Raw genomic sequence first — 7,140 nt, forward strand, 5'->3', positions numbered from 1 at the left:
TAGTAGTAGAGCTTGAATATCTATGTCTATGGGAAATTTCTTGCATTTTATTAGACCTATTTCACAGGTCGAAAAATTATTTAAAGATGGGATTAAAAGATTTGTTTTATCTTCGTGCCCTTCGTGTTCTTCGTGGTTTTTAAAAGATGTGGGTAAGGATAAGCTTGATGGGAGGGGGAATTTTGCTTTGTCTCCCAACTAACTGCTTAACTTAGTTTTGAGTAGTTACGTGGCTGAATAGTTACTATTTAGTGTTGTAAAAAGGGTTGACGAACAGAAAAAAACCGAGTATACTTTAGTTGTAACCGTTCATCCCATGAGGCTGGATGCTCGATGCTCGATGCTGGATGCTCGATGATTGATGCTCGATGCTCGATGCTCGATTGCTCGAGGTTGGTAAAGGATCGAGCCTCGAGGATCGAGCCTCGAGGATCGAGGATCGAGCCTCGAGGATCGAGCATCGAGTTTGTGCCTTAGGGGCTGAACGCTTACCTTTCACCGATGACTGATTAAGGAGCAACTTTGCATGCCTCAATTAGAAAGGTTTGTCCAAATAGAAAAAATAGATGATTTCTCTCTCCCCAGAGAGCCTCGACATGAATACCAAGCCGATTTCGACCGGGAATGGATATTGAGAGGCCTTATCAAGCCCAAATCTTTAGAGGAACTGGAGGAAACCATCCCCAGAATTTTGTCCGCGGAGACCAAAAGAGCGGTCATCAAGGCCATAGAAGATACCACTAATAAGATCAAGATGGGAAAGGCCGCTGCTTATGAGCCGATAAGAAAGATATCTCAAAGCTTGACGGAGGAGATTATGGCTCATCAAAAAGCTATGTTAAACCTGATAAAGATGAAGGATTTTGAGGATTATACCTTTACCCATTCCATTAATGTATGTCTTATTTCTATTTTGGTCGGATTAGAAATGGGTTTTACTAAATCGGAACTGGAAGAACTGGCCAGCGGGGCTCTTTTTCATGATATAGGAAGATTAAAATTATCAAAAGACCTCCTAAATCGTCCGGGGTCATTAGCGCCTGGGGAACTTGATGAGATAAAACAACATCCCATCCTTGGCTGGGAGATGATATCTAATGATGAAAAAATAGACGAAGTTTCAAGGGCCATTATCCTTCAACATCATGAAAGACACAGTGGTCAAGGTTATCCTTATGGCCTCAAGGGAGAAGAAATCCATCCGAACGCGGTCATCTGTGCCCTGGCTGACGTTTATGACGCCTTGACCACCGAGAGGCCTTACCGCAACGCCCTTACGCCTTATGAGGCTATGAAATATATTGTCATTGCCAGCGACAATGCCTTCAGGGCCGATATAGCCGGTTGCCTTCTTCGTTCCCTTTCTATCTATCCTATGGGAAGTCTGATTAAATTAAACACCGGAGAGATTGGCCGCGTTATTAGAGCCAACAGAAACGCAGTGATAAGACCGGTAATAAGACTTCTTTTAGACTATGAAGGGGAGCCGTTTACTGACCTTATCGATATTGATCTTACTCAACAACCCCATCGGTATATTGTCGAGGCAGTTAATGAGGAGGCTTTAAGGGCAAAAGGAGTCAAACAATGACTACCATGTATGGGAGAAAAGAGGCCTTAGCTGAACTGATCAAAAAATTGGATGAACCTTATTCCTTTACGCCTATTTATGGCCCGGAAGGTATGGGGAAATCAACCCTTCTCAGGATATTTTACGAGTCTCTTTTGAAAAAGAACGACCTGGTTGTGGGTTATACTCACTTCCGCTACCGGGAAGAACCCTTCAGCCAACTTGTGGCTTCTTTACTAACCAGTCTCCACCGTCGATGTTACGAAAAAGGAGAGCCGGACCGGTTTAGAGAAATATTGGCTAATTTAAAAACGGCCCTGGGACGGTTAGGATCGGATCGGGTAATTATGGCCCTCTTTGGAGCGACCGTAGCCTCTCTACTCGAAGCAGGCTTAAAGGAGATTGTTCGACTCCTGCAGCCCTTGGCCTATGGGGAACAAATCTTTGATGCCGGTTTTTCACTCTCGGCAGAACTGTCTCCTGATCGTATGGTAAGTCTGGTCAGAATCCTCACCCAGGTAATGGAAGACTACAAGATTGTCTTAATTATAGACGAGATAGACGACGACACTCACTGGATATTAGAGAACTGGACAATGGATCGGCTCCATATTTACCTGGCTCAAGATGCTGAATGGAGAATAGGGGGAGGAATGAAATTAGCCCCGCTTTCCAGGTCAGAAGTGGAAGAGTATATTCGAGAAGCCGCCCCGGCCTTTCTTTACAGGTATAATAAAACCTCTCTGGCCCAACTTACGGAGGGGATACCCTTTATTATCCACGAATTAATTAAAAAGAACATCAGCGCCCCAACTGATATGGAGAGGATCTCTTCCAGGCTGACCAAAAAGGATTATTCACCTATCAAAGAAAGGCTGGCCGGTTATGATCAACAGCGGCAGGGGATTTTATTGCAGATGGCCGTCTTAAAGTATCCCCTCCCCTTAGATAAATTAGCCAGGCTCTTAAACTATAACGAAGATAAGTGCCTTCGATTTCTTCAAGGATTTGAAGACGACCTTCTTCTGAACCGGATCTATCTGGAAAGAGAAGATCTCTTCTGCTTCTCCAGCCGGGGAAAGCAGAAAGCTGTCTTAGGTTTCGGAGAAGAAGGGCCGGGTTTGATATCTTTTCACCGCCAGGCAGCCGATTATTTTACCCAGGCTATTTCCTTGCCTACCCTGGAAGAGCCTTCCTCTTTTTGGACTAATTTAGCCGCTGTTCTTCATCATTGCCAGGCAGCCGGAGAAAAAGAGGCGGCTGAATTTTATGGCCTGGCCTTAAACAAGGCCCATCCCTGGAAGGACTTATCTAGACATCCCTACTTCGCTTCTCTGGAAAGTCCTCTTAAGATTATAATCCATTATCATTTAATTAAATCAGGAGAAGAAGACATCTCTGTTCTCCCTAAGATCATTAGAGATAAAGAAGCTTCAGAGGGGTTAAAGGTGGAATATGCCAAGGTTCTTTTCTGCCTGGCCGGCCAGGCCGGTAGAGAAAGAAAAATCGACCGGTTGAGGGAGATAGTGAATTTAATTAATGACCTTTTCACTGAAAATCCTCAGAGCCGTCAAATAAGCATCATTTATGCCCATACTTTAACTAATGCCTGTTTTGATCTGGGTAAAGAAAAAGAATTTAAAGACCTCCACACGGTGATTAACCGGCTGGCTCACTTAGCCGAGACCAATCAAGATAGTGAGGTAATCCAGATCCTCTATGCCAAATCACTGGCCCATACCTCTCAGCAGCTAGGCGGAGTAAAAAGGATGATTCATTCTGTGAAAGATTTAGCCGAAGATAACCCGATAGCGGCTTATTATTACCTCAATTCACTTATCAATCTGAGTTTTGATTTAGGACGGAGAAATAAGGTAGAAGATATTCAGGAGATAATTCAGGAGATAGAAACACTTATAAATAAGAACCCCTCCTTTCTTGAGGCCAAGATAGCGATGGCGAAGGTGATCGCCAATGCCTCATTAAGCTTAGGACGGACAGGAAGATTTAAGGAATTAGAATATAACCTGACGCTTCTGGCTTCTATATACGGCACAAATAAAGAGCGAAGGGAAATAGCGGCCATTTACGGCCAGACCTTGACCAATGCCGCTTCAGACTTGGGAGAAGCCGGAGAGTTTAATGCCTTACAGGGGGTCTTTGACAAGATTGAGGCTCTATTTCAGGAGAACCCCCGGATTAATCTTATTTACGGTCAAGCCCTGGCCAATGCTTGCCTGGACTGCGGGAGGCAAGACCAAAGGAAAGCCATGGAGCGATACCTAAGTTCTTTAGAAACATTGACCCAAATATTCGACCCTTCCTATGATAAACTCAAGACCATTTACGCCAAAGCCCTCGGCTGGACCGTAATGATCTCAAACAAGCCAGAAAATTTATACCAGATGGAAGACAGGCTTAAATGCCTTAATAAGTTAGCCCGGAAAGACAAATCTTCTCCGGAGATACTAACCATCTGCCGACGAATTATGTTTAATCTGATCAACTACTTCGGAGGTTTGAAGCAATGGGAATATCTCAAGATGGAATTAACTGAATTGGAACACCTTCAGGAACCTTACCAAGAGGGGGAGGAAATTTACTTAGAGGCCCTTCTCAATACTGTCTTCTTTTTTGGTGAAGCCCAAAGACTCGATGATATGGAAGAATACCTCCATGTTCTTCAAATCCTGGCCAAAAGAGAAGAGAGGGCGGAAGATATCTACCTGAAGGCCTTGGTTAACGCCTGTCTTTATTGGGGAAAAAACGGCCGGTTTAGCGAAATGGACGCCGGTCTGGCTCGTTTAGCGGAAATGGCTGAAAAGGGGAGAAGAGAAGCCGTCAGGGCATATAGCTCCGGCCTTCTTAATACCTCCGAAACATTAGGGAAATCGGGAAGATTCAAGGAGCTGAAAAAAATAAGGGAAAAAATAGACATCCTTATAAATAAATACCCTGAGGAAGATTGGTTGAAAACAATTGGCGCTAAGATCCTGGTTAATGCCTATAATGACTTACAGCACGAACAAAAGGTGATAGAATTAAATGCAGTAATCAATGAAATGGAAGAAATGTCACGTCAGTATGAAGAAGCAAGAATTTTCCTGAGAGAGCTTAATTTTCCTTTATGATGACCTAATCTTCAAGATAGCCAACCCTAAGATTTAGGTAATCGGTGATAACCGACTACTCCTTTCTTTTCACGTAACTACTCAAAACTAAGTTAAGCAGTTAGTTGGGAGACAAAGCAAAATTCCCTCTCCCTTGAGGGGAGAGGGATAGGGTGAGGGTGAAATGGGCGGGCAATATTATTACTCTTGCTAAAAACCTTAGAAAAAGAGCTACCACCCTCCCCTAACCCCTCCCATCAAGGGAGGGGAAGCTCTTATGCCGACGCTGTCGGTACAAAAGGAGATGAAACTTAACCCATAGTACTATAATCTGTGATGAGCTTACTTTTTTGACTTAATTTTGAGTAGATACCTTTTCACCAAATAACCTGATCACCGGTAACCGATTACCGCTTTCTGCTCACCAATTATCTGATCACCGATTACCTGATGACCAGAGGTCTGACGAGTTACGATGGCCTAATGTCCTGGTGGCTGAGCAGATACTTGCAAAATTACTTTACATCAGAAGGGTGGCCTTGAGGGAAGATAATTTATTATTTCTTGAGTCTTAGCGCTTGTTATCTCAAACAGTTACTATTAATAATCCGCTTAAGGAAAAAGTTGGCACGATATTTGCTGTTAAATAAAGGCAGTAAGCATTTAACCACTAAGGGCCTATCCCAAAACTGGTAAAAGTAGCCCTGTCGTCCCGGCTGTGAATATGACCACCGGCGAGACGCCTGGGCTACCTTGGACTTCTGTGGTCTACCATTACTGGGGCCTGGTAAGAGGGGGAAAATGATTTATTCACCACAGATACTTATAATCATTAGCTTAAGCTTAGCTTGTGGCATCCTGATCGGTATACTGCTTGGCCGTTACCTGTTTTTAAAATCTCACTTCCATAAAAAGGAAAATCAACCCATCCTGAAATTGAATGAAGAGAAAGAAAGATGGAAGATCCCCCAGAGTGAACTGGAGGATTTGACCTTAGCCTTTAATAAGATGTTGGATTCCTTGAGGAGAAGCGAGGTTTATGTGGAAGGTATTATCCAGGACATGGCCGATACCGTTATTATTACAGATAGAGAGGGCAAAATAACCAGAGTTAATCAAGCGGTCGAATCTCTCCTGGGTTATACTGAGGCTGAGCTTAAAGATAAACCGGTTAGCAGTCTCTTTGTAAATGGGAATACCCTGAGTATTAAGAAGGGCATGATTAAAACTGACTTGAACTTATCTTATCTGACTAAAACCGGCCAGGTCATTCCGGCCAGTTTAAAATGTTCGGAACTTAAACTGGCCGGGGAAGAATCTATTGGAGCCGTCATTATTGGTCGAGACCTGAGAGAGATGGGAAAACTAATCGATGATCTGGCTAAGGCTAATGAGGAGTTGAAGAAATCAAATGAATTGAAATCAGAGTTTGTCTCCACTGTTTCCCATGAACTTAGAACTCCTCTCACTTCTATCCAGGGATTCACTGATCTCCTCTTAAACGGGGTAGTGGGAGAACTGAATGAAAAACAAAACCGATACCTGACTAAGATAAGCACAAATAGCGGACGCCTCGCCAGGCTTATTGACAACCTCCTTTCTGTATCCAAAATAGAATCCGGCCAGTTTAAAATGCTAATGAAGATTTTCTTAGTGGAACCCTTAATTGAGGAAGTAATCGCCTTCTTGGCCCCTCAGTGGAAAAAAAAGCAAATCAGTGTTATCCCCTCTTATCCTGAAAAGTTGCCTACCATTTACAGCTCTTATGAATGCCTGGAGCAAATTATGATTAATCTATTGAGTAATGCCATTAAATTTACTCCACAAGGTGGGAGGATTACCATTAGCGGGGTTGAGGAAACAACTCATCTGATAATAAAAGTCACCGATACCGGCGTGGGGATCCCCCCTAAAGATATAGAAAAAGTGTTTGAAAAATTCTATCGGGCTTCTTCTTCTGCAGAAGGAACAGGTTTAGGTCTGGCTATCACTAAGGGACTGGTAGAAAGATTAGGCGGCGAAATCTGGATAGAAAGCAAGGTAGGCAAGGGAACAACCGTGGGGTTTACCCTGCCGAAGAGACAGTGAATTGCGAATTGCGGATTGCGGATTGCGAATTGCGGATTTATCCCCCTCCGAAATCCGAAATGGAAAAATCCGAGGTGTTCATTGTAGGGGCAGGCCCCTGTGCCTGTCCTTCTTGGGTTGGGCAACCACAGGGGGTTGCCCCTACTCTCACCTTTGTCTTCTGTCATCTGCTATCTGGTATTTATCCGTGCTAATCCGTGTTAATCAGTGGCTGAATAGTTACAAATCCGAAATGAAAGTAACCGTTCAGCCACAAAGCCACTAAGCCACGAAGAGAATGATAGAATAGCCCACGGATGACACAGATTTTGGCGGATTCTCACGGATTTTTTCTAATAAATTTTTATCCGTGTCAATCCGTCTCATCCGTGT

The 7,140-nt window shown here is 43.6% G+C and carries 5 protein-coding genes; 4 read left to right on the top strand and 1 reads right to left on the bottom strand.

Annotated elements, in window-relative coordinates; all coding sequences use genetic code 11:
* Positions 1-198 (bottom strand): hypothetical protein (locus AB1797_11870; GenBank protein ID MEW5768294.1); only part of this gene is annotated, 198 nt, incomplete at its 3' end.
* Between the two features lie 135 nt (positions 199-333).
* Here AB1797_11870 and AB1797_11875 point away from each other — a divergent pair.
* The 4 genes from AB1797_11875 (at position 334) to AB1797_11890 (ending at position 6,768) form a co-directional block, all read left to right on the top strand.
* Complete coding sequence (locus tag AB1797_11875) at positions 334-477, top strand: hypothetical protein (GenBank protein ID MEW5768295.1); 144 nt, start codon at positions 334-336, stop codon at positions 475-477.
* 49 nt (positions 478-526) lie between these two features.
* Positions 527-1,591 carry an HD-GYP domain-containing protein gene (locus AB1797_11880; GenBank protein ID MEW5768296.1) on the top strand — a complete coding sequence of 355 codons (1,065 nt, stop codon included), beginning with the start codon at positions 527-529 and terminating at the stop codon, positions 1,589-1,591.
* Complete coding sequence (locus AB1797_11885; protein ID MEW5768297.1) at positions 1,588-4,701, top strand: AAA family ATPase; 3,114 nt, start codon at positions 1,588-1,590, stop codon at positions 4,699-4,701. Before AB1797_11880 ends, AB1797_11885 begins: the two co-directional genes overlap by 4 nt.
* Before the next feature lie 780 nt (positions 4,702-5,481).
* Entirely contained in the window at positions 5,482-6,768 is a 1,287-nt protein-coding gene (locus AB1797_11890) for a PAS domain-containing sensor histidine kinase (protein ID MEW5768298.1), read from the top strand.
* Positions 6,769-7,140: the final 372 nt, after the last annotated feature.

Source organism: bacterium, from assembly GCA_040753085.1.
GTDB lineage: Bacteria > UBA9089 > JASEGY01 > JASEGY01 > JASEGY01 > JASEGY01.

Coding starts and splice junctions, on each gene's coding strand:
- AB1797_11875 (MEW5768295.1), top strand. CDS start 334: ATGCTCGATGCTGGATGCTCGATGATTGATGCTCGATGCTCGATGCTC.
- AB1797_11880 (MEW5768296.1), top strand. CDS start 527: ATGCCTCAATTAGAAAGGTTTGTCCAAATAGAAAAAATAGATGATTTC.
- AB1797_11885 (MEW5768297.1), top strand. CDS start 1,588: ATGACTACCATGTATGGGAGAAAAGAGGCCTTAGCTGAACTGATCAAA.
- AB1797_11890 (MEW5768298.1), top strand. CDS start 5,482: ATGATTTATTCACCACAGATACTTATAATCATTAGCTTAAGCTTAGCT.